Below are 25,374 nucleotides of genomic sequence, written 5' to 3'. Positions count from 1 at the left end.
GCGGGGAGGGGCGGGGCGTGGCGGGGCGTGGTTGGGTGGGCTCGTCCGGTGCCTGTCCGGGTGACGGAGTTATCCACAACTCGTGGGTTATCCCCGGAAATTGAGGGGCGTCGGCGAGATCGGCCGAGGCGGCCTACCGTCAGGCGCATGGGAGCACACTCACGCACAGTGACCACCAGGCCGGGCTCCGCCCGCCGCCATGACCGCCGCCCACCCTCCGGCCCGGGCCGCCACCTGCTCCGCCGCCGCCCTGGCGCCGGCGCACGCCCGGCAGCGGCCGCGTACCACCGCCAGGCGCGGGCGACCGCGCTCTTCCCCAGCGCACCACGAGTCACCGCCGCGACTCCCCAACCACCTCCGGCGCGCGAAGAACACGCCGGTGCCGGCACGGCGGACGCGGCGGACGCGGCGGACGGCGCCAAGGTGGCCGAGGTGGTTGAGGCAGCCAATGCGGCCGAGGGGGCTGAGGCAGGGAAGGAGGACGCCGGCACCGGCAGCCCGGGCCTGCCGCGCCGCGACCGCGTGCGGCTCGCGCTGAAGGAGCGGCTGCCGCTGTGGCTCCAGCTCCGCTGCGGTATCGAGCTGCGGACCCTGGCCGCGCTGGCCGTCGCGCTGCTCGTCGCGGCAGCCTTCGCGGCGTACCACTTCTTGACCGGCCGGCCGCAGACCGTCGCGGCCCCGGCCCCGGAGCCGCCGCGCCCGGCGGCCTCCGAACCGGCCTCGGCCGCTCCGGCGCCGGGGGAGGGGCCCACGGCCGGGGCGGGACCGGCCCCTGGCGCGGCGAGCTCGGTCGTGGTCGATGTGTCGGGCAAGGTCCGTGATCCGGGGGTGCACCGGCTGCGCTCGGGTTCGAGGGTCGCCGACGCGCTGGAGGCGGCCGGAGGGGCCCGGCCGGGCGCGGACCTCAGCGGGCTGAACCGGGCCCGTGTCCTGGCGGACGGCGAGCAGATCGTGGTCGGCGCGCCTCCTGCCCAGACCCCTCCTGGCAGCGGCCCCGCCGTCACGGCCGAAGCGGGCGGCGCGGCGGGTGGCGCGGGCCCGGCCTCCGCCGGGCCGGTCAGCCTGAACACCGCCACCGCCGACCAACTGGACACCCTCCCCGGGGTCGGCCCCGTGCTGGCCCGGCACATCCTCGACTACCGCACCCAGCACGGCGGATTCCGCTCCGTCGATGAACTCCGCGAAGTCAATGGGATCGGCGACCGCCGGTTCGCCGATCTCCGCCCGCTGGTCCGCCCATGACGCCCCGCCAGGCCCCGCGCCCTCGCGCGCCCGTGCACGTCGAGGCCGCCTCCCCGCGCGGAGCCTCCACCCCACGCCAGGAGGGCCCGGCCGACCTGCGCCTCGTACCGCCCGCCCTCGCGGCCTGGCTCGCGGCGGCCCTCGCCCTCGGAGCGTCCGGCCGCACGGTGGCCCTGGCCTGCGCGGGAGCATGCCTCGCGGCAACCGCCCTGGTGTGGTCCGCCCGCCGCTCCCGGGGCGCCGCGGCCACGCGAGCGGGACCGGCAGGTCCCCGCGAAGCGGGGGCCGTGGGCGTGCCGGGAGGCGGGGCGCCCGGGGGAGGCGGGGCCGTCCTGGGGGCTGTGGCTGACCCGGGGGCGGTGGCCGCTCCGGGAGCCGGGGCGCGGCGGCGGGGGCTTGGGGGGAGCGTGGCCGCGGCGCTGGTGTGCGGGGCCGTGGCGGCCGCTGTCGCCTGGGCACATGCGGCGGACGTACGGCGGGGGCCGGTGCCGTCGCTGGCCCGGGTGTACGCCGGGGCCTCCGTCGAGCTGACCGTCACGGGCGACCCGCGCCTCACCCGTCCCCGGGTCCGGGGAGCCGCGCCCGCGCCCGTGTCCGTGGTGCTGGAGGCGGAGGCCACTCGTGTCGCCGCCGACCGCGGCGGCCCGGCGGCCACCACCCGCGCCCCCGTCCTGGTGATCGTCCATCCACGGCCTCGGCAGCAGGCCGCGTGGCTCCGGCTGCTGCCCTCCACGCGCCTGCGCGTCCACGGCCGCCTCGCCCCGCCGATGCGCGACGGCGACCGCATCGCCGCCGTGGTGCGGGTCTACGGGGGCGGGGCGCCGCGGATCGTGGCGGGGCCCACCGCGGCCCAGCGGGTGGCCGGGCGGTTGCGGGGCGGTCTGCGGGCCGCGACCGACGGGCTGGCCCCGGACGCTCGGGCGCTGCTCCCGGGGCTTGTCGTGGGGGACACCTCACGGGTGCCTGCGGATCTCGACGAGGCGTTCCGGGCAGCCGACATGACGCATCTGCTGGCGGTCAGCGGGAGCAACCTGTCGGTGATCCTCGCGCTGCTCATCGGCCCGCCCCATCTCGCCGCCCGGGCCGAGCGGCGTGGTCTCGCCGCCCGGCTGGGCATCCCGCTGCGGATGACCGCGCTGTTCGGCGGCGGGCTGACGCTCGGCTTCGTCATCGTCTGCAGACCCGACCCCAGCGTGCTGCGCGCCGCCGCGTGCGGGCTGATCACCCTGCTGGCCATCGCCACCGGCCGGCGTCGGTCCCTGCTGCCCGCCCTGGCCGCCGCCGTCCTGGCCCTCGTCCTCTACGACCCCTGGCTGGCGCGGAGCTACGGTTTTCTCCTCTCCGTGCTGGCCACGGGCGCACTGCTCACCCTCGCACCGGGGCTCGGCGCCGCCCTGCGGCGGCGGGGGCTGCCGCCGCGGCCCGCCGAGATGCTGGCGGCGGCCATGGCGGCCCAGGCGGTGTGCGCGCCGGTCGTCGTGGTGCTGGCCGGGCGGGTGAGCCTGGTGGCGATCCCCTGCAATCTGTTCGCCGAGCTCGCGGTGGCTCCCGCCACGGTCCTCGGCTTCGCCGCCCTCGCGGCGGCCCCGCTCGCGTTCCCGGCCGCCGAGTGCCTGGCCTGGCTGGCCGGTTGGCCGGCCGGGTGGATCGCCTCCGTTGCCCGCACGGGCGCGGGGCTGCCGGGGGCGGAGCTGGCCTGGCCGGGCGGCTGGCCCGGCGGGCTGCTGCTGGCCGCCGTCACCGCCGTCGCCGTGTTCACCGGCCGCCGTCTGCTCAGACATCGGCTGCTGTGCGCGCTCTGTGCGCTGCTCCTGCTGCTCGCGCTGATCCGCCCGGCCCCGCTGGTCCGCGTCATCTCGGGCTGGCCGCCGCCGGGTTGGCGGCTGGTGGTCTGCGATGTCGGCCAGGGCGACGCGCTGGTCCTCTCGGCCGGCCCCGGCACGGCCGTCGTCGTGGACACCGGTCCCGAGCCGCGCGCCGTCGACCGCTGTCTGCGGAGGCTGGGCGTGGTCCGTATTCCGCTGCTCGTTCTCACGCACTTCCACGCCGACCATGTGGGAGGGCTGAGCGGCGTGCTGCGCGGCAGGGCGGTGGGCGCGATCGAGACGACGCCCCTGCGGGACCCGCCGGACCAGGCCGAGTCCGTGCGCCGCCGGGCCGGGGCGGCGCATATCCCGATGATCACCGCCGCGCCGGGCGAGCGCCGCCGGGTCGGCTCCCTGTCCTGGGAGGTGTTGTGGCCGCCGCCCGCGGCCGTGCGCTCGGCGGCGGAGCAAGGCGCGCCCGCGCCGCCCGGGGGAGGACAAGGCGTGGCCGTGCCGCCCGTGGAGGGGCCGAACGATGCGAGCGTGACCCTCCTGGTCCGCACAGGGGGCCTGACCTTCCTCCTGCTGGGGGATCTCGAACCGCCCGCACAGAGCGCCCTGTTGGCCGCCCACCCCGCGCTGCCCGAGGTGGACGTCCTCAAGGTCGCCCACCACGGCTCCGCCTACCAGGACCCGGGTTTGCTCCGCCGGGTGAGCCCGCGCCTGGCGCTGATCAGCTGTGGCGCGGAAAACCCGTACGGCCACCCGTCACCCCGAACCGTCAGCGCCCTCCGCGCCCAGGGCGCCGCCGTTCTGCGGACCGACTCCGCCGGTCCGATCGCGATCACCGGCCCGGATCTGCGGGCGGCCGTCAGATGACGCGGGTCGCGCCCGGCGGTGGCGCGCGGCCGCACAGCCCGGGGCTAGTCGGCCTCCAGCCACCCGTCGTACTCGGCCGCGAACGCGTCCAGCGCCGCCGGGTCAAGCGCCTCGGCCGGATCCTCCACGACCACCAGCCACTGCGCGTCCTCCGCGTCGTCCTCGCCGGCCAGCGCGTCCCGGACCAGATGGGGTTCCTCGGCGACGCCGAAGCGGTCGGCCAGGCCCTCGGCCACCTCCTCCGCCGCGTCGCGGTCGGGCAGCACGAGGACATGTCGTACGGGGTCGGGGCGTACATCGGTCACCGGATCATTGTCGGGCATCCGGGGAGCGGGGCTGTCGGGCCTGTCGGCGGGGCGTGGGATGCTGGACGGCGATGGCCAGGAAGACGACGACCGACGATCCGCTCGCCCCCGTGACTCTCGCCGTGGGCCAGGAGGACCTGCTGCTCGACCGTGCCGTGCAGCAGGTGGTGGCGGCGGCCCGGGCCGCCGACCCGGACACCGATGTGCGCGACCTCACTCCGGACGCGCTGCAGCCCGGCACGCTCGCCGAGCTGACGAGCCCGTCCCTGTTCGCCGAGCGCAAGGTCGTGGTGGTGCGCAGCGCACAGGATCTGTCGGCGGACACGATCAAGGACGTGAAGGGGTATCTGAGCGCCCCCGCCGAGGAGATCACCCTCGTGCTGCTGCACGCCGGCGGCGCCAAGGGCAAGGGGCTGCTCGACGCCGCCCGCAAGGCGGGCGCGCGCGAGGTCGCCTGCCCGAAGATGACCAAACCGGCCGACCGGCTGGCCTTTGTGCGGGCGGAGTTCCGGGCCACCGGGCGGTCCGCCACGCCGGAGGCGTGCCAGGCGCTGGTCGACGCCATTGGAAGCGATCTGCGCGAGCTGGCGAGCGCCTGTGCGCAGCTCGTCGCCGATGTGGAGGGCACGATCGACGAGGCCGTCGTCGCCCGGTACTACACGGGCCGTGCCGAGGCGTCCAGTTTCACCGTCGCCGACCGCGCGGTCGAAGGGCGCACCGCCGAGGCCCTGGAGGCGCTGCGCTGGGCCGTGGCCACGGGCGTGGCACCGGTGCTGATCACCAGCGCCCTGGCCCAGGGCGTGCGCGCCATCGGCAAGCTCGCCTCAGCGCCGCGCGGTGCGCGCCCCGGCGATCTGGCGCGTGAGCTCGGCATGCCGCCGTGGAAGATCGACCGGGTGCGGCAGCAGATGCGCGGCTGGTCGGCGGACGGCGTGGCGGTGGCGCTGCGCGCGGTGGCCGAGGCCGACGCGGGGGTCAAGGGCGGCGGTGACGACCCGGAGTACGCGCTGGAGAAGGCGGTGGTCACCATCGCCCGTGCCGCCCGCGCGGGCCGCTAGGCCCTGTCGTCAAAGTCCCGCCTGCCCCACGACGCCTGGCACGCGCCCCCAGCTACCGCTGGGAGGTGCCCCCGCGCTGCGTTGTCGGGATCGCCCCGCCCTGAGCGACCGGACGGGGCCGACGGCCCGTCCAGGCGCCGCTTCGGGCCGATTACTTCTGCAGCTTCTCCAGCGTCCCCTTGGCGCTCTCCTTGAGCATTTCGGTGATCTCGGAGTTGCTCTTGATCGGGCTGTCCGACGAACTCGACGCGTACTGCGACCACGTCGTCTGGTACGTCATCCAGCCGTCGCGCACCCCGAGGATCACATAGGCGCTGGTGTTGCTGGTGCCCTCGTACTCCTGGGCCACCACATACGCCTCGTCGCCGACACCGCTGACCTTGGACACCTTGTAGTGGGTGGAGGAGGTCTTCTGGTTCTTGTACGACATGTAGGTCGCCTTGAACTCGGGCGCGGGGTCCGTCTTCCGGTGCAGATACGCCGTCGTGTAGAGCCAGGCGGAGGAGTAGTCGCCGCTGGACGAGGAGCTGGGCTCGTAGTCGACGTTGCACGTCATCGAGTCCATGGCCGGGTCCTCCGAGCTGCTGTGCTGCGGATTGGCCCCGCTGGTGGAGTCCTTCTCCTTGAAGGAGGCGTTCTCGATGGGGGAGAAGTCGCTGGAGGTGCACAGGTTGCCGGCGTACTGGTAGCTCCCCAGGTCGGCCTTCTTCTCGGTGCTCCCGAAGCCGCCGGTCGAGAAGACCACACCGGCCCATACCGCCGAGGCGACGACCGCCCCGCCCAGGGCCCACACCCAGCCCTTGCCACCGCCCCTGCCACCGGTGCCGCCCGGGCCGGCGGGCGGCATGGGCTGCTGGGTGCCCATCGGGCCGTATCCGGCCCCGGCCGCCGTCTCGGGCGTGGACCAGCCCCCGGCCCCGGGAGGCCCGGGCGGGCCAGGGGGCATCGCGGTGACGGCCGGCATGGCGGGCATCGTCGGCTGCGCGTACGGATACGGCGACTGCTGAGGCGACTGTCCCTGCTGCGGGCCCTGGGCGTAGGGGTTGTGCTGTGGGGCGGGTGCGCCTGGCTGAGGTGGCTGGGGCTGCTGCGGCGGCCCGTACGGGTTGGGAGTCTCCCCCGGTATCGACATGACGTGAACATACCCGATTAAAAGCCAAAAGCCCCATGCTGCCCTGGGGAAAGGGCGAGCGTGGGGCTTTCGGTGAAAGCTGGTGCGCCGCACCCGCGTGGCGAACGCAGGCCGCGTGCGGCGCGGTGCCGCAGTCGTTGCTGTCGGCTGCCGGGGCGGAGCGGGTGAGAGGGACCGCTTGTGTCCGTACCGGTGGGGTGGGGCGGTCAGCCCCTGGGGCCAGCGCGGTGGCCCCGGAGATCAGCCCTGGAGGCCGGCGACCTGGGTGGCCAGGGCCGACTTCTTGTTGGCGGCGGCGTTCTTGTGGATGACGCCCTTGCTGACGGCCTTGTCCAGCTTGCGGGACGCGACGCGGGCGGCGACGGTGGCCTTCTCGGCGTCACCGGCGGCGACGGCCTCGCGGGTCCGACGGATCGCGGTCTTCAGCTCGGACTTGACGGACTTGTTGCGCAGACGCGCCTTCTCGTTCGTCTTGTTCCGCTTGATCTGGGACTTGATGTTCGCCACGTAAAGAGCCTTCGCAGGTTCGTTGGATTTCGCTGTTTCGTTTCGCATCCGGTGTCGCGCGCAAGAGGGGCACGAGACACAGTCGGCCAGGTTACCAGCAGGCTTCACGGCCTCCCAAACCAAGGCTTGAGGGCGTCCGCACCCAAGCCCCGAGGGCGTCCGCACTCAAGCCCCGAGGGCGTCCGCGACCAGGCCCCGAGGGGGTCCGGACAGGGCCCGGAGCCGTACCGAACCCGGACGCGGTCGCCAGTCGTGGGACCATGGACTGACTGACAACACCGAGTCCCGCCTAGACACAGGACCCTGCGTGCCCGCGACCCCTACCAATGTGCCGGAGCCGAGCCGTACCGACCCGGCTCTTATCCGTAACTTCTGCATCATCGCGCACATCGACCACGGCAAGTCGACGCTCGCCGACCGGATGCTCCAGCTGACCGGTGTGGTCGAGCAGCGGCAGATGCGCGCGCAGTACCTCGACCGCATGGACATCGAGCGCGAGCGCGGCATCACGATCAAGTCCCAGGCGGTCCGGCTGCCCTGGGCGCCCACCCAGGGGGATCAGGGCGGGGATGCGGGTGCCACCCACATCCTCAACATGATCGACACCCCTGGCCACGTGGACTTCACCTACGAGGTCTCGCGCTCCCTCGCGGCCTGCGAGGGCTGCATCCTGCTGGTCGACGCGGCCCAGGGCATCGAGGCGCAGACCCTGGCCAACCTCTACCTGGCCCTGGAGAACGACCTCACGATCATCCCGGTCCTCAACAAGATCGACCTCCCGGCCGCCCAGCCCGAGAAGTACGCCGCCGAGCTGGCCCACATCATCGGCTGCGACCCCTCCGATGTGCTCAAGGTCTCCGCCAAGACCGGTGAGGGCGTGGCCGAGCTGCTGAACGAGGTCGTCAGGCTGATCCCGGCCCCGGTGGGCGTCAAGGACGCCCCCGCCCGCGCCATGATCTTCGACTCGGTCTATGACGCGTACCGGGGCGTCGTGACCTACGTCAAGGTCGTCGACGGCACGCTGGGCAAGCGCGAGCGCATCAAGATGATGTCCACCGGCGCCGCCCACGAGCTGCTGGAGATCGGCACCAACTCGCCCGAGATGACCCCCGCCGACGGGCTGTCCGTGGGTGAGGTGGGCTATCTGATCACCGGTGTGAAGGACGTCCGCCAGTCCAAGGTCGGCGACACGATCACCCAGTTCACCCACGGGGCGACCGAGGCGCTGGGCGGCTACAAGGACCCCAAGCCCATGGTCTTCTCCGGGCTGTATCCGCTGGACGGCTCGGACTACCCGGAGCTGCGCGAGGCCCTGGACAAGCTCCAGCTCAACGATGCCGCGCTGGTCTACGAGCCGGAGACGTCGGCGGCCCTCGGCTTCGGCTTCCGCGTCGGCTTCCTCGGCCTGCTGCACCTGGAGGTCATCCGTGAGCGACTGGAGCGCGAATTCGGTCTCGATCTGATCGCGACCGCGCCCAACGTGATCTACCGCGTGGACATGGAGGACGGCTCCGAGCACACGGTCACCAACCCCAGCGAGTTCCCCGTGGGCAAGATCGCCCAGGTGCATGAGCCGGTGGTGCGGGCCACGATCCTGGCCCCGAGCGAGTTCATCGGCGCGATCATGGAGCTGTGCCAGAACCGCCGCGGTGTGATGCTCGGGATGGACTACCTCTCCGAGGACCGGGTCGAGATCCGCTACACCCTTCCGCTCGCCGAGGTGGTCTTCGACTTCTTCGACCAGCTGAAGTCCAAGACCCGCGGCTATGCCTCGCTCGACTACGAGCCCACCGGCGAGCAGGCCTCCGACCTGGTCAAGGTCGACATCCTGCTGCACGGCGACAAGGTCGACGCCTTCTCCGCGATCACCCATAAGGACAAGGCGTACGCGTACGGCGTCCGGCTGGTCGCCAAGCTGCGCGAGCTGATCCCGCGGCAGAACTTCGAGGTGCCGATCCAGGCCGCGATCGGCAGCCGGGTGATCGCCCGCGAGACGGTCCGCGCCATCCGCAAGGACGTCCTGGCCAAGTGCTACGGCGGTGACATCTCCCGGAAACGGAAGCTGCTGGAGAAGCAGAAGGAAGGCAAGAAGCGGATGAAGATGGTCGGCAGCGTGGAGGTCCCGCAGGAGGCCTTCATCGCCGTGCTGTCCTCCGACTCCGAGGGCGACGCGAAAGCGAAGAAGTAGCGCGGCCCGGAGGGCGGTGGGCCCGGCGCGCGGCGCGCCCGGCCCACCGCCCTCTTCACGCGACTTCTTCCCCGTGCTTCCGCACCGGCGCGCCCTAAGTTTCAACAAGGTGGCCGAAGCCCCCTTACGCGGTACGGTTCCGGCCCTTACCCTGATCACTGCTCAAAGGTTACTCGCGAGTCAATAAGCGCGAGGCAAGCACTGAGGCGGGCTCCGGAGGATGCCGTGACCGACACAAAGACCTTGCTCGAGAACCGCCCGCCGTCCCTGGCGACGCACTTCCTCCAGCGCGTCGAGGCGACGCCGGACGCCGAGGCCTACCGCTATCCGGTCCCGCCCGCCTCGGGCGAGGGCCCCGACGACTGGCAGCCCCTGACCTGGCGCGAGACCGCGGACCGGGTCTTCGCCATCGCCGCCGGCCTGATCGACCTCGGCGTCCGCCCCGAGGAGCGGGTGGCGCTGGCCTGCTCCACGCGCATCGAGTGGATCCTGACCGACCTCGGGGTGCTGTGCGCGGGCGCGGCCACCACCACGGTCTACCCGAACACCAACGCCGAGGAGACGGCCTTCATCCTCTCCGACTCCGGCAGCCGGGTGCTGATCGCCGAGGACGCGGCGCAGCTGGCCAAGGCGCGGGAGCAGCGCGAGGAACTTCCCGACCTGGCCCATGTCGTGGTGATCAACGCCGAGGACGCGATCCCCGCCGAGGGCGACCCCGAGGGCTGGGTGCTCTCGCTCGCCGAGCTGGAGAAGCGCGGCACGGCCCATCTCGAGGATCACCCGGACGCGGTGCGCGCGCGCATGGACGCGCTCCGCGCCGACCAGCTGGCCACGCTCATCTACACCTCCGGTACCACCGGACGCCCCAAGGGCGTACGCCTGGCGCATGACACCTGGTCCTACATGGCCATCGTGATCGGCAATCTCGACGGGATCCTCTTCGCCGACGATGTGCAGTACCTGTGGCTGCCGCTGTCGCATGTCTTCGGCAAGGTGCTGACGGCGGGGCAGGTGTACGTCGGGCACACGACGGCCGTGGACGGCCGGCAGGACAAGATCATCGAGAATCTGCCGGTGGTCAGGCCCACCTACATGTGCGCCGTGCCGCGGATCTTCGAGAAGGTCTACAACGGCGTGGCGCAGCGGGCCCGCGCCGGCGGCGCCGCCAAGTACAAGATCTTCCGGTGGGCGGTCGAGGTGGCCCGCGAGTACGCCAAGACCTCCCAGGACAACTTCCGCCGCACCGGCACGGCCTCCGTGCCCATGGGCCTCAAGGCCAAGCACGCCGTCGCCGACAAGCTGGTCTACGCCAAGCTGCGCGAGGCGTTCGGCGGGCGGCTGCGGGCCGCGGTGTCGGGCGCTGCCGCGCTGGCGCCCGACATCGGCTACTTCTTCGCCGGCGCCGGCATCAACATCCTGGAGGGCTACGGGCTCACCGAGACCAGCGGCCCCGGCTTCCTCAACCCGGTGGAGTACCGCACCGGCACGGTGGGCAAGGCGTTCGCGGGTCTTGAGGTGCGGGTGGCCGAGGACGGCGAGATCCTGATGCGCGGGCCGTCCATCATGCAGGGCTACCACGGGCTGCCGGACCTGACCGAGGAGGTGCTGGAGTCCGACGGCTGGTTCCACACCGGCGACATCGGCGAGCTCTCGCCCGACGGCTATCTCACCATCACCGACCGGAAGAAGGACCTGATCAAGACCTCGGGCGGGAAGTACGTCGCGCCGGCCGAGGTCGAGGGCCAGTTCAAGGCGGTGTGCCCGTTCGTCTCCAACATCCTGGTGCACGGCGCGGACCGCAACTACTGCACCGCGCTGATCTCCCTCGACGAACCCACGATCATGGGCTGGGCGCGGGAACACGGCCTGGAGGGCACGCCGTACGCCGAACTGGTGGCCACGGACGAGGTGCGGGAGCTGATCGACGGCTATGTGCGGCGGCTCAACGAGGGGCTGCAGCGCTGGCAGACGATCAAGAAGTTCCGGCTGCTGCCGCGTGACCTGGACGTCGAGCACGGTGAGCTCACGCCGAGCCTGAAGCTGAAGCGACCGGTGGTCGAGCGGGAATACAAGGACCTGCTGGAGGATATGTACACGGGCACGAGGGAAGCCTGAGAGCTCGGGTGGCCCGAAGGTTCGGGGTGGCCTGAAGGTTCGGGGTGGCCTGAAGGTTCGGGGTGGCCTGAAGGTTCGGGCGGCCGGCGAGTTCCCGTGCGCCGGGCATCCCGGGCGGGGTGTCGGGTGGGGCTCATGAGCCGCACGGGGCGTACCATCCGCACAGCTGCCGCAGCTCCGACACACTGTTCACCGGATTTTTCCCCTCATCGCGGCTCACTTGCGTAACTCGGTGCATATGAGGGCGGCATGTCTGCCACTCTGTCGGTGTCGGACTACGGCATGACGCCGGGACTGCTCAGGAGCCGCACAGTGGGGACGCCTTCTTCTGCCACACCTGCTTCTGTCACACCTGATCCGGCGCCGGGGGCAGTGCCGGGCGTAGTGCCCCGCCCCCGGCCCGGATCCGCGCCGGGACCGGCGCTCGTGGCCGTGCCCGGGGCCGTGCCGGCCGCTCGGATCGCCGCCGCGCGCACCAGCCTGCCCGGCAATCCGCTGGCGGCCTCCGCCGCCCGCCGGTTCGCACGCACGGCCCTCGCGGACTGGACCGCGCTCGACTTCCCCGCCGTCGGCCGGATCCCCGACCGGGTCGCGGACGAGGTCGTGCTGCTGATGAGCGAGCTGGTCACCAACGCCGTGGTGCACGCCGGGACGGCGGTTGAGGTGAGCTGTGCGCTGGACGTCTTAACGGGTGACGGGGAAGTGCCCTCCGTGGTCGTGGAGGTGACCGACCATCACCCCACCCGCTTCCTGCGCGGCGAGCCACCCGACGGGGGCGAGGACCCGGGGTGCACCGGACACGGGCTGCGGCTGGTGGCTGAGCTCGCCGAATGCTGGGGCACGGCCTATCGCCGGGACAGCAAGACGGTGTGGTTCCAACTGCCCGTCACCGCGGCCGAGCCCGTCACCCTTCCGGGGGAATCCGTCCCGGGCGGTTCACTGCCCGCCGACCTGCCCACCGCCCCGGGCGGCTCCCCGAAAGACGGCTCCCTCAAGGACGGCTCGTTCAATGACGGCTCCTTCAAGGGCGACGCGTCGAGCGGCGACCCGCTGAACGGCGACTCGCCGCGCGGCGACGCCTACGCCGTCGAACTGCTGGCCCCCGACCCCCGGCGCGTCGGCGTCCGCCCTACCGACGCCGACTGGATCCGGGAGGGCGCGCTGTCCTTCCTCGCCGAGGCGTCCGAGCTGCTGGCCGGGCAGTTCGACGAGGACATGGTGACCTCGCTGGCCGCCCAGCTGCTGGTGCCGCGGTTCGCCGACTGGAGCGCGGTGTGGCTCGACACGGAAGGCGGCCCGCCGCGGCTCGCCCAGGTGTGGCACGCGAGCGAGAGCCGGATCGAAACCCTCCGCCAGGTGCTCGAGAAGGAGCCCCCGGACCTGCCCGCCACCGCGCGCGGCCGGGCCGTGCCCTGGCCGTGGCCCACCGACCCCTCCGCCTACGGGCCCGGCGGCGCGGCCCTGGCCTGCCGCCTGATCGCGGGCGGGCGCACCGTCGGCACGCTGCTGCTCGGCCGGGCCGGGCTGATGCGGGTGCCGGGCGAGGTGGCGGGGCTGGTCGAGGACTTCGCCCGCCGGGTCGCGCTGGCGCTGGCCTCCGCCCGGCAGTACACGCGCCAGGAGACGATCAGCCGCGTGCTGCAGCGCGGGCTGCTGCCGTCCCGTATCGCCCGCATCCCGGGCGTGGAGTCGGCGGTGGTCTACGAGCCGACCGGCGGCACCTCGGCCGGGGGCGACTTCTACGACATCTTCCCCGCCGGGGACGGCCGCTGGGTCTTCGTCCTCGGCGACGTATGCGGCAACGGGCCGGAGGCGGCCGTGGTGACCGGGCTCGTACGGCCCTGGCTGCGGCTGCTGGCGCGCGAGGGGTACGGCGTCGGGGAGGTCCTGGAACGGCTCAACCGGATGCTCGGGGAGGAAGCCGTCGAGGCCGCCGTCGAGGGCGCGGCGGAGGCCGTGGCCGCGGGCGTGGGGCTGCCGGTGGGCGGCGGGGCGTCGCGGTTCCTGTCGCTGCTGTACGGGGAGCTGATGCCGCTCGGCGAGGAAGGCCGGGACGGCATCCGCTGCACGCTCGCCAGCGCGGGGCACCCGCTGCCCCTGGTGCTCCGGCCGGACGGGTCGGTGCGCACCGTCGCCGAGCCGCAGATCCTGCTGGGCGTCGTGGACGACGTCGCGTACGAGAGCGAGACCTTCGAGCTTGCGCCCGAGGAGACGCTGGTGTGCGTGACCGACGGGGTGACGGAGCACAGATCCGGCGCCCGGCAGTTCGACGACGGGGATGGGCTGGCGTCGCTGCTGGGCGACTGCGTGGGGCTGGACGCGGGGGACGTGGCGGAGCGGATCCGCCAGGCGGTGCACGCGTTCGCGGTCGAGCCGCCGGACGACGATCTGGCGATGCTGGTGCTGCGGGCGCGCGAAGATCGCCCGGAGAGGGCCTAAGGGGAATGGCCTAGGGGGCGTCCCGGACGGATCTCTTCCCCGACACGGATCCCTTCCCCGGCGCGCGGCTTCGGCCGCGCGGGGCGCCCCGGGCGCGAGGCGTTCGGCGCGCCGCGCCGATGGCGGACAATGGGGGGCATGCCTTCCGTACTGCCCGATGGCGAGCCCATGCCCGAGGACGGCGCGCTGCCCGCGAGCGCCCTGGCCCAGGCAGCGAACCGGCCGCTCGGGTTCTATCTGCATGTGCCCTACTGCGCGACCCGCTGCGGGTACTGCGACTTCAACACCTACACCGCCACTGAGCTGCGCGGATCCGGCGGCGTGCTCGCCTCCCGCGACAACTACGCCGACATGGTGATCGAGGAGGTCCGCCTCGCCCGCAAGGTGCTGGGGGACGACCCCCGGCCGGTCGAGACCGTGTTCGTCGGGGGCGGTACCCCGACCCTGCTGGCGGCCGCCGATCTCGGGCGGATGCTCGGCGCCATCCGGGACGAGTTCGGATTGGCGGAGGGGGCCGAGGTCACCACCGAGGCGAACCCGGAGTCGGTCGACCCGCGGTATCTGGAGCGGCTGCGGGAGTCCGGGTTCAACCGGGTGTCGTTCGGGATGCAGAGCGCCCGGCAGCACGTCCTGCGCGTACTGGACCGCACCCACACCCCGGGCCGCCCCGAGGCGTGCGTGGCCGAGGCGCGGGCGGCCGGGTTCGACCATGTGAACCTGGACCTGATCTACGGCACGCCGGGGGAGAGCGACGCGGACTGGCGCGCCTCGCTGGAGGCCGCGCTGGGCGCCGGGCCCGACCATGTGTCGGCGTACGCGCTGATCGTCGAGGAGGGCACCCAGCTCGCCCGGCGCATCCGGCGCGGCGAGGTGCCGATGACCGACGACGATGTGCACGCCGACCGGTACCTCATCGCGGAGGAGACGCTGTCGGCGGCCGGGTTCCACTGGTACGAGGTGTCGAACTGGGCCACCTCGGACGCCGGCCGGTGCCGCCACAACGAGCTGTACTGGCGCGGCGCGGACTGGTGGGGCGCCGGCCCCGGCGCGCACAGCCATGTGGGCGGCGTGCGCTGGTGGAACGTGAAGCACCCCGGTGCGTACGCACAGGCCCTGAGCGAGGGCCGGTCCCCGGGAGCGGGCCGTGAGGTGCTGACCGACGAGGAGCGCCGGGTCGAGCGGATCCTGCTGGAGCTGCGGCTCGCGGAGGGCTGCCCGCTGGACCTGCTGGCCCCGGCGGGCGCCGCCGCGGCGGCCAGGGCGCTGGCGGACGGCCTGCTGGAGCCGGAGCCGTACGGCGCGGGCCGGGCGGTGCTCACCCTGCGGGGGCGGCTGCTGGCCGACGCGGTCGTGCGCGACCTGGTGGACTGACGCCCGACCCGAGGCGTGCCTGACGCGCCCCGACAGGCCCTCTTACGGCCCGTCCGGACCGCCCACGGTCACATGGTCGATCAGCTCCTCCACCCGCCCCAGCAGGCTCGGCTCCAGGTCCTTGTACGTGCGGACCGAGGACAGGATCCGCTGCCAGGCCGCCCCCGTGTTCTCGGGCCACCCCAGCGCCCGGCAGACCCCCGTCTTCCAGTCCTGGCCGCGCGGCACCGTCGGCCAGGCGGGAATGCCGACCGAGGAGGGCTTCACGGCCTCCCACACGTCGATGTAGGGGTGCCCGACGACCAGCACGTGCTCCCCGGTGACCTCGGCCGCGATACGGGACTCCTTCGTGCCCGGGACCAGATGGTCGACCAGCACGCCGAGGCGGGCGTCGGGGCCGGGGGAGAAGTCGCGGACGATCGCCGGCAGGTCGTCGATCCCCTCCAGGTACTCCACGACCACGCCCTCGATGCGCAGGTCGTCCCCCCACACCCGCTCGACGAGCTCCGCGTCATGGCGCCCCTCCACGTAGATGCGCCCAGCGCGGGCGACGCGCGCGCGGGCCTGGGGGAGGGAGAGGGAGCCGGAGGCCGTGCGGCGCGGGCCCGTGGGGGCGGCGGCGCGGGGGCGCACCAGGGTGACGACGCGGCCCTCCAGGAGGAAGCCGCGCGGTTCCATGGGGAAGACCCGGTGTTTGCCGAAGCGGTCCTCCAGAGTCACCGTGGGGCCCTGCGCGGTCTTCTCGCAGCGGATCACGGCACCGCAGAACCCGGTGGTGACCTCCTTGACGACCAGGTCGGGCTCGGCCGGCACCTCGGGCGCGGGCGCCTGGCGCTTCCAGGGCGGGGTCAGGTCCGGGTCGTACTGTCGCATCCGAGTGACCCTAGCGCCGACCTCAGGGGGACACGCCGAAGCGAGCCGCGAGTTCGTCGCGCTGCGCCCGGACGAACCGGGCGTCCACGACGGCGCCGTGCCCCGGGACGTACAGCGCGTCCTCGCCGCCGAGGGCGAGCAGCCGGTCCAGGGCGGCCGGCCACTGGCCGGGGATCGCGTCGGCGCCCGCCTGGGGCTGCCCCGACTCCTCGACCAGATCGCCGCAGAAGACCACCTCGGGCTCGCCCGGGGCCCGGCCGGGGACGAGGACGGCCAGGTCGTGAGCGGTGTGGCCGGGGCCCACGTTCGCCAGCAGGACGGGCCGGTCGCCCAGGTCCAGGGTGAGCTCGCCGCACACCAGGTGGTGCGGGCGTACGAGATGGTCGGCGGCCCCGGCGGCGGCGCCGGGGTCCGCGCCGTGGCGCACCGCGTCCTCGCGCAGCGCGTCCCGTTCGCGGCCCAGCAGCTCGTCGAGTCCGGCGGCCCCGTACACCTCGCAGCCCGCGAAGGCGGCGGTGCCGAAGACATGGTCGAAGTGGGGGTGGGTGAGGGCGATGTGAGTGGGCCGGCGGCCGAAGAGCCGGGTGACCTCGCGGCGCACCCAGGCGCCCTCGGCCAGATCGGCGCCGGTGTCCACGACCAGGACGCCGGTCCGGCCGGCGATCGCGCCGACGGTCGCGTCCCAGCCCGGCAGCCGGCACCGGATGACGGACGGCGCGAGATCTTCCCAGCGCGCCTCTTCCCAACGGGTGTCCATACGGAGACGCTAGCTCCAGCGGTGGCAAAGCGGCGGCTCTTGCCCCGGCCACGGCACCCCGCCGTACACTGGCTGAGGGGTTCTGGCACTCGTGACCATTGAGTGCCAGGGGGAAGACCTGATGAGACGGCTGGACTGGAGGTGCGCGCGGTGCTCAGCGAACGCAGACTCGAGGTACTGCGTGCGATCGTCCAGGACTATGTGGGCACGGAGGAGCCGGTCGGCTCCAAGGCGCTCACCGAGCGGCACCGGCTGGGCGTCTCCCCGGCCACGGTGCGCAACGATATGGCGGCCCTGGAGGACGAGGGCTATATCGCCCAGCCGCACACCAGCGCCGGGCGCATCCCCACGGACAAGGGCTACCGGCTGTTCGTCGACAAGCTGGCCGGGGTGAAGCCCCTGTCCACGCCGGAGCGGCGGGCCATCCAGAACTTCCTGGACGGCGCCGTGGACCTCGACGACGTGGTGGGCCGCACGGTCCGGCTGCTCGCGCAGCTGACCCGGCAGGTCGCGGTGGTGCAGTACCCCTCGCTGACCCGCTCGACGGTCCGCCATGTGGAGCTGCTGTCGACGAGCCCGGCGCGCGTGATGCTGGTGCTGATCACCGACACCGGCCGGGTCGAGCAGCGCATGGTGGACTGCCCGACGCCCGTGAGCGAGGAGTCGCTGGCGGACCTGCGGGCCAGGCTGAACAGCCGGGTCGTGGGCCGGCGGTTCGCGGATGTGCCGCAGCTGGTGCAGGACCTGCCCGAGTCCTTCGAGCAGGAGGACCGGGGGTCCGTCTCGACGGTCCTGGCCACCCTGCTGGAGACGCTGGTCGAAGAGACCGAGGAGCGGCTGATGATCGGCGGCACCGCCAATCTCACCCGTTTCGGACACGATTTCCCCCTGACGATCCGGCCCGTGCTCGAAGCGCTCGAGGAGCAGGTCGTGCTCCTCAAGCTGCTCGGCGAGGCGAAGGACTCGGGCATGACCGTACGGATCGGTCATGAGAATGCTCACGAGGGCCTGAATTCCACTTCGGTCGTGGCAGTCGGCTACGGTTCGGGCGACGAGGCGGTCGCCAAACTCGGCGTGGTCGGACCGACCCGCATGGACTACCCCGGAACGATGGGAGCGGTACGCGCAGTGGCACGTTACGTCGGACAGATCCTGGCGGAGTCGTAAGTGGCGACGGACTACTACGCAGTCCTGGGCGTGCGGCGTGATGCCTCGCAGGACGAGATCAAGAAGGCATTCCGCCGGCTCGCGCGCGAGCTGCACCCGGACGTGAATCCGGATCCCAAGACCCAGGAGCGGTTCAAGGAGATCAACGCCGCCTACGAGGTCTTGTCCGATCCCCAGAAGAAGCAGGTCTACGACCTGGGCGGGGACCCGCTGTCCGCCGCGGGCGGCGGGGGCGGCGCGGGCGGCTTCGGCGCCGGCTTCGGCAACTTCTCCGACATCATGGACGCCTTCTTCGGCACCGCGTCCCAGCGCGGCCCGCGGTCCAGGACCCGGCGCGGCCAGGACGCCATGATCCGCCTCGATGTGGAGCTGACCGAGGCGGCCTTCGGGACCACCAAGGACATCCAGGTCGACACCGCGGTCGTCTGTACGACGTGCAGCGGCGAGGGCGCGGCGCCCGGCACCACGGCGCAGACCTGTGACATGTGCCGGGGCCGTGGCGAGGTGTCCCAGGTGACCCGGTCCTTCCTCGGCCAGGTCATGACCTCCCGGCCCTGCCCGCAGTGCCAGGGCTTCGGCACCGTGGTGCCGACGCCGTGCCCGGAGTGCGCGGGCGACGGGCGGATCCGCTCGCGCCGGACGCTGACCGTGAAGATCCCGGCCGGCGTGGACAACGGCACCCGGATCCAGCTCGCCGGCGAGGGCGAGGTCGGCCCGGGCGGCGGCCCGGCGGGCGATCTGTACGTGGAGATCCACGAGGTCCCGCACCCGGTCTTCCAGCGCCGGGGCGACGATCTGCACTGCACTGTGACCATCCCGATGACGGCGGCGGCCCTGGGCACGAAGGTGCCCCTGGAGACGCTCGACGGCCTGGAGGAGGTCGACATCCGGCCCGGCACCCAGTCCGGCCAGTCGATCCCGCTCCACCAGCGCGGCGTGACCCACCTGCGCGGCGGCGGCCGAGGCGACCTGATCGTCCACGTCGAGGTGCAGACCCCGGCCAAGCTCGACCCGGAGCAGGAGGAGCTGCTGCGCCGGCTGGCCAAGCTGCGGGGCGAGGAACGGCCGATGGGCGAATTCAAGCCAGGGCAGCAGGGGTTGTTCTCGCGGCTGAAGGATGCGTTCAACGGACGGTAGAGCCCTCAGGGGCCCCGAGCCGAGTACTGATCCACGCGGAGGACATGACACGATGTCGCCATGTCCTCCGCGCTGACCGATCTCTTTCGGTACCCGATCGTGCAGGCCCCGATGGCGGGTGGGGCCTCCTGCCCGCAGTTGGCTGTCACCGTCTCCGAGGCCGGCGGCCTCGGGTTCCTCGCCGCCGGCTACAAGACGCCGGAGGCGATGTACGAGGAGATCAAGCAGGTGCGGGGGCAGACCGGCCGGCCCTTCGGCGTGAACCTGTTCATGCCGCAGCCGCTCACCGCCGACCCCGCCGCCGTGGAGGTCTACCGCGAGCAGCTCGCCGGGGAGGCGGCCTGGTACGACACCCCGCTGGGCGACCCCGACTCGGGCTCCGACGACGCGTACGACGCCAAGCTGGCGATACTCCTCGACGACCCGGTCCCGGTCGTCTCGTTCACCTTCGGCTGTCCCACCCGCGCCGTTCTCGACGCGTTCGGGAAGGCCGGGACGCGGACGGTGGTGACCGTCACCTCGCCCGCCGAGGCGCAGGCCGCCCAGTGGGCGGGCGCCGACGCCGTATGCGTGCAGGGCGTCGAGGCGGGCGGCCACCAGGGCACCCACCGCGACGACCCGCGCGCCGACGGGACGGGCGCCGGGCTGGGGCTGCTGTCGCTGGTCGCGCTGGTCCGGGAGGTCGTGCAGATTCCGGTCATCGCGGCGGGCGGGCTGATGCGCGGCTCGCAGATCGCCGGGGTGCTGGCGGCGGGCGCGGTCGCGGCCCAGCTGGGGACCGCGTTCCTGGTCTGCCCCGAGTCGGGGGCCAACACCCTGCACAAGAAGGCCATGACCGACCCGGTGTTCGGCCGTACGGAGCTGACCCGCGCCTTCTCCGGGCGCCCCGCGCGCGGGCTGGTCAACCGCTTCATGCGCGAGCACGGCCGGTACGCCCCGGCCGCCTACCCCCAGGTGCACCACCTCACCTCGGGGCTGCGGAAGGCGGCGGCGAAGGCCGGCGATCCGCAGGGCATGGCGCTGTGGGCGGGGCAGGGGCACCGGCTGGCCCGGGAGCTGCCCGCCGCGCGGCTGGTGGAGACGCTGGCAGCCGAACTGGACGCGGCACGTGAGGGTTTGGGCGTCGGGCGGGACAGAGGTGCGGTGTCGTGACCGCTCCTGTCTTCCTGGCCGACTCCCTCGCGGGGGCGGCCGTGGGGGCGCGGCTGACGCTCGAGGGGCCGGAGGGCCGGCATGCCGTGTCGGTGCGCCGGCTGCGCGTGGGCGAGCCGGTGGTGCTGACGGACGGGGCCGGTACGGGCGCTTTCGGCGCCGTGGCGGCCGTCGAGGGCAAGGACCGGCTGCTGGTGGAGGTGGCCGAGGTACGTCATGAGGCGCCGCCGAGCCCGCGGATCACCGTCGTCCAGGCGCTGCCGAAGGGGGACCGCGGCGAACTGGCCGTGGAGACCATGACGGAGACGGGCGTGGACGCCATCGTGCCCTGGACGGCGGCGCGTTGTGTCACCCAGTGGAAGGGCGAGCGCGGCCTGAAGGCGCTGGGCAAGTGGCGTTCGACGGCCCGGGAGGCGGGCAAGCAGTCGCGTCGGCTCCTCTTCCCCGAGGTGACGGACGCGATGACGACCCGCCAGGTTGCCCGTCTTCTGGCCGAGTCCGACTTCGCGGCCGTCCTGCACGAGGAGGGCGGGGAGCCGCTGGCGACGGCGCCGCTGCCCGCCGGGGGGAGCGTCGCGCTGGTGGTGGGCCCCGAAGGGGGTGTGTCGCCCGAGGAGTTGGCTGCCTTCGCCGAGGCCGGGGCGCGCCCGTACCGCCTGGGCCCGACCGTGCTGCGCACCTCCACGGCCGGAACGGCGGCGGCCGCGCTGCTGTTGGGGCGCACGGGCCGCTGGAGCTGACGCCCCACCGCCACCCGGATGCCCCCGACTGCCCCCGCGCGCCCGGCGGATCATGTGGCCGAGTGTGCCCTTCCGGATTCCCCCGCTCCGGTGGGAACCTCTCCCTATGGGGGCAATGAGGCATCAAAGGAACGCGCTCTTGGCGGTGGTGGCGGCGGCCCTGGCGGCCGTCGCGGTGACGGCGTGCGAGCCCAGGGACAAGACGGGGCTCAGCGCCATCGGGGTGGCGGTCACCACGGACCGGGTCAGCACGCGCGCGCTCGAAAAGGGCGGCATAGACGTGCGCTGGATGACCTGCAACGCGGATGTGAAGGGCAAGCACACGTCCGGCCCGTCGCGGGACGCGAAGGCCTCCGTCCACTGCCGGGGCGAGACCAAGGACGACCGCACCATCAAGGTCAGCGGCACCGTCACCTACGAGCGCAAGAACATCTGCGTACGGGGCGATCTGACCGCCAAGGTGGACGGCCACCAGGTCTTCCGGGCGAATGTGATCGGCGACTGCAACGCACGGAAGACGGCGCATCCCAAGCCGTCCCGGAAGACCGTCCACCCGTGGGACCGGCGGACCACGGCGGCCAGCGACAAAGGCAGCGACAGAGGCAGCGACAGGGACAGCGGCAAGTAGGAGGCGGCCGACGGGCGGGCGCCGGGAAGCGGCCGGCCGAGAGGCGGCCGCAGCCGGCGCACCGCTCCCGCTCCACGGCGGCGGACCACCCCGTGGTTTCGGCGCGCGCCCTCCGGGCGTCCCGGTAGCATCCGGTTCCGTACCAGCCGACGTTGCGTAAGGAGCCACCGGTGGCGGGAGAACCGCAGGCCGACTGCCTGTTCTGCAAAATCGTCTCGAAGGAGGTGCCGGCGACCGTCGTCCGCGAGACCGGGACGACCCTCGCCTTCCGGGACATCAATCCCCAGGCGCCGACCCACGTCCTGGTGATCCCCAAGGTCCACTACCCGGACGCCGCCTCCCTCGCGGACGCGGAGCCGCAGGTCGCCGCCGACATACTGCGCGAGGCGGGCGCGGTCGCCGCCGACGAGTCGATCGACGGCACCGGCTTCCGCGTCATCTTCAACACCGGCTCGGGCGCGGGGCAGACCGTCTTCCACGCGCACGCCCACGTCCTGGGCGGCCGCGGCTTCAACTGGCCCCCCGGGTAGTCCCGTTGTCCGTACGTGAACTGGTCGTCCTGGGCACCGCGAGCCAGGTGCCGACCCGGCACCGCAACCACAACGGCTATCTGCTGCGCTGGGACGGCGAGGGCATCCTCTTCGACCCCGGCGAGGGCACCCAGCGGCAGATGCTGCGGGCGGGGGTCGCGGCCCATGACATCAACCGGATCTGTGTCACGCACTTCCACGGGGACCACTCGCTGGGTCTTGCCGGGGTCGTCCAGCGGATCAACCTGGACCGGGTGCCGCACCCGGTGACCGCGCATTACCCGGCGAGCGGACAGCGCTTCTTCGAGCGGCTGCGGTACGCGACCGCGTACCGCGAGACCGTGCCGCTGGCCGAGGCGCCGGTGTCCGGCCGGGGCGGGGTCCTGACGCGGACCGCCGGGTACACGCTGGAGGCGCGCAGGCTCTCCCACCCGGTCGAGTCCTACGGCTACCGGCTGATCGAGCCCGACGGCCGCCGGATGCTGCCCGAGCGGCTGGCGGCGCACGGCATCCGCGGGCCGGAGGTCGGCCGGCTGCAGCGCGAAGGGGCGCTGGAGCGGGAGGGGCGCACGGTCACGCTGGAGGAGGTCAGCGAGGTGCGGCGCGGACAGCGCTTCGCCTTCGTCATGGACACCCGGCTGTGCGAGGGCGCCTACGACCTCGCCCAGGGCTGCGACCTGCTGGTGATCGAGTCGACCTTCCTGGACGAGGACGAGCCGCTGGCGGTCGAGTACGGGCATCTCACGGCAGGCCAGGCGGCGCGGCTGGCCGCGGAGGCGGGGGTGCGGCACCTGGTGCTGACCCACTTCTCCCAGCGGTACGGCGACCCCTCCGACTTCGAGCGCCAGGCGCGGGCGGCGGGCTTCGAGGGCGAGCTCACGGTGGCGCAGGACCTGATGAGCGTGGCGCTGCCCAAGCGGCGCTGAGCGCCCGCTCACGCTCGGGCCCCGCCGCTGTCGGTGCCATCGTGCACACTGGCCGCAGCCGCACTGATCCACGACATTTCGCTGAACGAGATTCATTGAACGGGACCGGCGACGAGGCCGGTCCAATCTGGGAGCGCACGGTGACCACAGACCACGGCCAGCCGCTCGCGGCGGCGTACCCGGCGGAGTACCCCCTGCTCGACCCGCTCGCGGCCGTCCGCAGACCCGGTGACCCGGCCTGTGACGTCTATCTCACCGGCACGGTCTTCCTGGACATCATCTTCACCGGCCTGGACTCCGCCCCCGTGCGCGGCACCGAGTCCTGGGCCCGCGGTATGGGCTCCAGCCCCGGCGGGGTGGCCAACATGGCCACGGCCCTGGCCCGCCTCGGCCTGCGCACCTCCCTCGCCGCCGCCTTCGGGGACGACATGTACGGGGACTACTGCCGCGACGCCCTGGACCGCGGCGAGGGCATCGACCTGTCGCTGTCCCGTACGGTGCGCGGCTGGCACTCCCCGGTGACCGTGTCCATGGCCTACGAGGGCGAGCGCACGATGGTCTCCCACGGCCACGAGGCGCCGCCGCCCGAGGAGCCCGCCCCCAGCTGCCCGCCCCCGGCGCGCGCCGCCATCGCCTCCCTGGTCCCGGGGAACCGCGAGGAGTGGGTCACCCAGGCCGTCGGCCACGGCAGCATGGTCTTCGCGGACGTCGGCTGGGATGACACCGGCCGCTGGGACCCGGCCGACCTCGCCGATCTCGAGCACTGCGAGGCCTTCCTGCCCAACGCGGCCGAGGCGATGCGGTACACCCGCACCGAGTGCCCGCGCGCCGCCGCCCGCGCGCTCGCCGACAAGGTGCCGCTCGCGGTCGTCACCCTCGGCGCCGAGGGGGCGTACGCGGTGGACGGGCGCACCGGAGAGACCGCCGAGGTGCCGGCGATCGCCGTGGAGGCCCTGGACCCGACCGGCGCGGGCGATGTGTTCGTGGCGGGCTTCGTCACCGGCACCCTCGCCCAGTGGCCGCTCGCCGACCGGCTGGCCTTCGCGGGCCTGAGCGCCGCGCTGTCCGTGCAGGAGTTCGGCGGCTCGCTGTCGGCGCCCGGCTGGGTGGAGATCGCCGCCTGGTGGCAGCACGCGAAGTCGTACGACGACCAGGACCCCTCCGCGCTGCGCCGTTACGCCTTCCTGGACCGGATCCTCCCGGCGGCCGCCCGCCCCTGGCCGCTGCGCCGGGCGGTGCCGACGATCGGCTTCCGGCAGGCGTGAAGCGGGGGTGAGGCAGGGGTGACGGGGGAGGGTCCGCTGTGGACTAAAAGCACTCGGGTCTTGTCAGTGCTCCGTCGTACCCTTGTACTCGAGGTTGTCGAGCAACGAGAACCCCGTAAGAGGAGGTAGGAGCAGGCCTCAGAGCCGGCCCATGACGCAACCAACCACAGCACGCCAGGCGCATGCGCAGTTCACGGTTCCGAACAAGCACCCGATGGTCATGGTGCTGGGATCGGGCGATTCGCTGCTGCGCGTCATTGAGAAGGCCTTTCCGGCGACCGACATCCACGTGCGGGGCAATGAAGTCAGCGCGACCGGTGATCCGCGGGAAGTGGCCCTCATCCAGCGCCTGTTCGACGAGATGATGCTGGTGCTCCGCACCGGTCAACCGATGACAGAGGACGCGGTGGAGCGCTCGATCGCCATGCTGCGCGCGGCGGAGGACGGCGAGAGCGCGGTGGAGACCCCGGCCGAGGTGCTCACCCAGAACATCCTCTCCAACCGCGGCCGCACCATCCGCCCCAAGACCCTCAACCAGAAGCGTTACGTCGACGCCATCGACAAGCACACCGTCGTCTTCGGCATCGGCCCGGCCGGCACCGGCAAGACGTATCTGGCCATGGCCAAGGCGGTCCAGGCCCTGCAGTCCAAGCAGGTCACCCGGATCATCCTGACCCGGCCGGCGGTCGAGGCGGGCGAGCGGCTCGGCTTCCTGCCCGGCACGCTCTACGAGAAGATCGACCCGTATCTGCGTCCGCTGTACGACGCGCTGCACGACATGCTCGACCCCGACTCCATCCCGCGTCTGATGGCCGCGGGCACGATCGAGGTCGCGCCGCTGGCGTACATGCGCGGCCGCACGCTCAATGACGCGTTCATCATCCTCGACGAGGCCCAGAACACGAACCCCGAGCAGATGAAGATGTTCCTCACCAGGCTCGGCTTCGACTCCAAGATAGTGATCACGGGTGACATCACCCAGGTCGACCTCCCGGGCGGGACCAAGAGCGGTCTGCGCCAGGTGCAGGAGATCCTGGAGGGTGTCGAGGATGTGCACTTCTCCCGGCTCACCAGCACCGACGTGGTCCGCCACAAGCTGGTCGGCCGCATTGTGGACGCGTACGAGCTGTACGACAGCCGGAACGGAAAGTAAAACAA

Annotated in this window: 21 protein-coding genes; 16 read left to right on the top strand and 5 right to left on the bottom strand. The window is 72.9% G+C overall.

The genetic code is table 11. The features are described 5' to 3' along the window. Positions 1 to 147 precede the first annotated feature (147 nt). Complete coding sequence (locus ACFZDL_RS14840) at positions 148 to 1,242, top strand: ComEA family DNA-binding protein (RefSeq protein WP_353589642.1); 1,095 nt, start codon at positions 148 to 150, stop codon at positions 1,240 to 1,242. After that, positions 1,239 to 3,926 carry a ComEC/Rec2 family competence protein gene (locus ACFZDL_RS14835; protein ID WP_353589640.1) on the top strand — a complete coding sequence of 896 codons (2,688 nt, stop codon included), beginning with the start codon at positions 1,239 to 1,241 and terminating at the stop codon, positions 3,924 to 3,926. Before ACFZDL_RS14840 ends, ACFZDL_RS14835 begins: the two co-directional genes overlap by 4 nt. A 44-nt stretch (positions 3,927 to 3,970) precedes the next feature. Here the strand turns inward: ACFZDL_RS14835 and ACFZDL_RS14830 are convergent, their stop codons facing one another. Next, positions 3,971 to 4,249 carry a hypothetical protein gene (locus ACFZDL_RS14830; protein ID WP_353589638.1) on the bottom strand — a complete coding sequence of 93 codons (279 nt, stop codon included), beginning with the start codon at positions 4,247 to 4,249 and terminating at the stop codon, positions 3,971 to 3,973. Positions 4,250 to 4,302: 53 nt separating this feature from the next. On the opposite strand from ACFZDL_RS14830, the gene holA reads away from it, so the two are divergent. Next, positions 4,303 to 5,289 carry a DNA polymerase III subunit delta gene (gene holA / locus ACFZDL_RS14825; protein WP_353589637.1) on the top strand — a complete coding sequence of 329 codons (987 nt, stop codon included), beginning with the start codon at positions 4,303 to 4,305 and terminating at the stop codon, positions 5,287 to 5,289. Positions 5,290 to 5,440: 151 nt separating this feature from the next. On the opposite strand, the gene ACFZDL_RS14820 is transcribed toward holA, so the two are convergent. Both ACFZDL_RS14820 and rpsT read right to left on the bottom strand, forming a co-directional pair. Next, positions 5,441 to 6,421, bottom strand: coding sequence for a hypothetical protein (locus ACFZDL_RS14820; protein ID WP_353589635.1), 981 nt, complete (start codon positions 6,419 to 6,421; stop codon positions 5,441 to 5,443). A gap of 240 nt (positions 6,422 to 6,661) precedes the next feature. Then, positions 6,662 to 6,928 carry a 30S ribosomal protein S20 gene (rpsT, locus tag ACFZDL_RS14815; protein ID WP_353589633.1) on the bottom strand — a complete coding sequence of 89 codons (267 nt, stop codon included), beginning with the start codon at positions 6,926 to 6,928 and terminating at the stop codon, positions 6,662 to 6,664. A gap of 307 nt (positions 6,929 to 7,235) precedes the next feature. Here rpsT and lepA point away from each other — a divergent pair, with 307 nt between their 5' ends. From lepA to hemW, 4 genes are all read left to right on the top strand, one after another. Further along, positions 7,236 to 9,116: a translation elongation factor 4 gene (lepA, locus tag ACFZDL_RS14810; RefSeq protein ID WP_353589632.1), complete on the top strand. Its 1,881-nt coding sequence runs from the start codon at positions 7,236 to 7,238 to the stop codon at positions 9,114 to 9,116. Positions 9,117 to 9,341: 225 nt separating this feature from the next. Beyond that, on the top strand, positions 9,342 to 11,231 hold the full coding sequence (locus tag ACFZDL_RS14805) for an AMP-dependent synthetase/ligase (protein ID WP_353589631.1): 1,890 nt from the start codon (positions 9,342 to 9,344) through the stop codon (positions 11,229 to 11,231). A 426-nt stretch (positions 11,232 to 11,657) separates the two neighbouring features. Then, complete coding sequence (locus ACFZDL_RS14800) at positions 11,658 to 13,670, top strand: SpoIIE family protein phosphatase (protein ID WP_353589629.1); 2,013 nt, start codon at positions 11,658 to 11,660, stop codon at positions 13,668 to 13,670. Positions 13,671 to 13,808: 138 nt separating this feature from the next. After that, positions 13,809 to 15,041: a radical SAM family heme chaperone HemW gene (gene hemW, locus ACFZDL_RS14795; protein WP_353589627.1), complete on the top strand. Its 1,233-nt coding sequence runs from the start codon at positions 13,809 to 13,811 to the stop codon at positions 15,039 to 15,041. A 42-nt stretch (positions 15,042 to 15,083) separates the two neighbouring features. On the opposite strand, the gene ACFZDL_RS14790 is transcribed toward hemW, so the two are convergent. Next, a complete protein-coding gene (locus ACFZDL_RS14790; RefSeq protein WP_353589625.1) occupies positions 15,084 to 15,914 on the bottom strand; it encodes a DUF3097 domain-containing protein in 831 nt (276 codons plus the stop codon). Between the two features lie 22 nt (positions 15,915 to 15,936). Continuing rightward, positions 15,937 to 16,671, bottom strand: a complete 735-nt coding sequence (locus ACFZDL_RS14785; RefSeq protein ID WP_353589623.1) for an MBL fold metallo-hydrolase — start codon at positions 16,669 to 16,671, stop codon at positions 15,937 to 15,939. A gap of 150 nt (positions 16,672 to 16,821) precedes the next feature. Here ACFZDL_RS14785 and hrcA point away from each other — a divergent pair, with 150 nt between their 5' ends. The 9 genes from hrcA to ACFZDL_RS14740 all read left to right on the top strand — a co-directional run bounded on the left by hrcA (position 16,822) and on the right by ACFZDL_RS14740 (position 25,369). Next, positions 16,822 to 17,838 carry a heat-inducible transcriptional repressor HrcA gene (hrcA, locus tag ACFZDL_RS14780; RefSeq protein WP_353589621.1) on the top strand — a complete coding sequence of 339 codons (1,017 nt, stop codon included), beginning with the start codon at positions 16,822 to 16,824 and terminating at the stop codon, positions 17,836 to 17,838. Next, positions 17,839 to 18,975, top strand: coding sequence for a molecular chaperone DnaJ (gene dnaJ, locus ACFZDL_RS14775; protein WP_353589619.1), 1,137 nt, complete (start codon positions 17,839 to 17,841; stop codon positions 18,973 to 18,975). 60 nt (positions 18,976 to 19,035) lie between these two features. Continuing rightward, the gene (locus ACFZDL_RS14770) at positions 19,036 to 20,127 is read left to right on the top strand and encodes a nitronate monooxygenase (protein ID WP_353589617.1); all 1,092 of its coding nucleotides are present in this window, start codon (positions 19,036 to 19,038) and stop codon (positions 20,125 to 20,127) included. Next, on the top strand, positions 20,124 to 20,867 hold the full coding sequence (locus tag ACFZDL_RS14765) for a 16S rRNA (uracil(1498)-N(3))-methyltransferase (RefSeq protein WP_353589615.1): 744 nt from the start codon (positions 20,124 to 20,126) through the stop codon (positions 20,865 to 20,867). Before ACFZDL_RS14770 ends, ACFZDL_RS14765 begins: the two co-directional genes overlap by 4 nt. A 145-nt stretch (positions 20,868 to 21,012) precedes the next feature. Beyond that, entirely contained in the window at positions 21,013 to 21,495 is a 483-nt protein-coding gene (locus ACFZDL_RS14760) for a hypothetical protein (protein WP_353589774.1), read from the top strand. 170 nt (positions 21,496 to 21,665) lie between these two features. Next, positions 21,666 to 22,025, top strand: coding sequence for a histidine triad nucleotide-binding protein (locus ACFZDL_RS14755; RefSeq protein ID WP_353589613.1), 360 nt, complete (start codon positions 21,666 to 21,668; stop codon positions 22,023 to 22,025). Between the two features lie 5 nt (positions 22,026 to 22,030). Then, entirely contained in the window at positions 22,031 to 22,951 is a 921-nt protein-coding gene (locus ACFZDL_RS14750) for a ribonuclease Z (protein ID WP_353589611.1), read from the top strand. A gap of 140 nt (positions 22,952 to 23,091) precedes the next feature. Beyond that, positions 23,092 to 24,216, top strand: a complete 1,125-nt coding sequence (locus tag ACFZDL_RS14745) for a PfkB family carbohydrate kinase (protein WP_353589609.1) — start codon at positions 23,092 to 23,094, stop codon at positions 24,214 to 24,216. Between the two features lie 151 nt (positions 24,217 to 24,367). Beyond that, on the top strand, positions 24,368 to 25,369 hold the full coding sequence (locus tag ACFZDL_RS14740; RefSeq protein ID WP_353589607.1) for a PhoH family protein: 1,002 nt from the start codon (positions 24,368 to 24,370) through the stop codon (positions 25,367 to 25,369). Positions 25,370 to 25,374 lie beyond the last annotated feature (5 nt).

The sequence above is a fragment of the Streptomyces sp. NPDC007917 genome (genome assembly GCF_042959105.1).
Lineage (GTDB): Bacteria > Actinomycetota > Actinomycetes > Streptomycetales > Streptomycetaceae > Streptomyces.
This window is presented reverse-complemented; position numbering and strand designations above follow the sequence as displayed.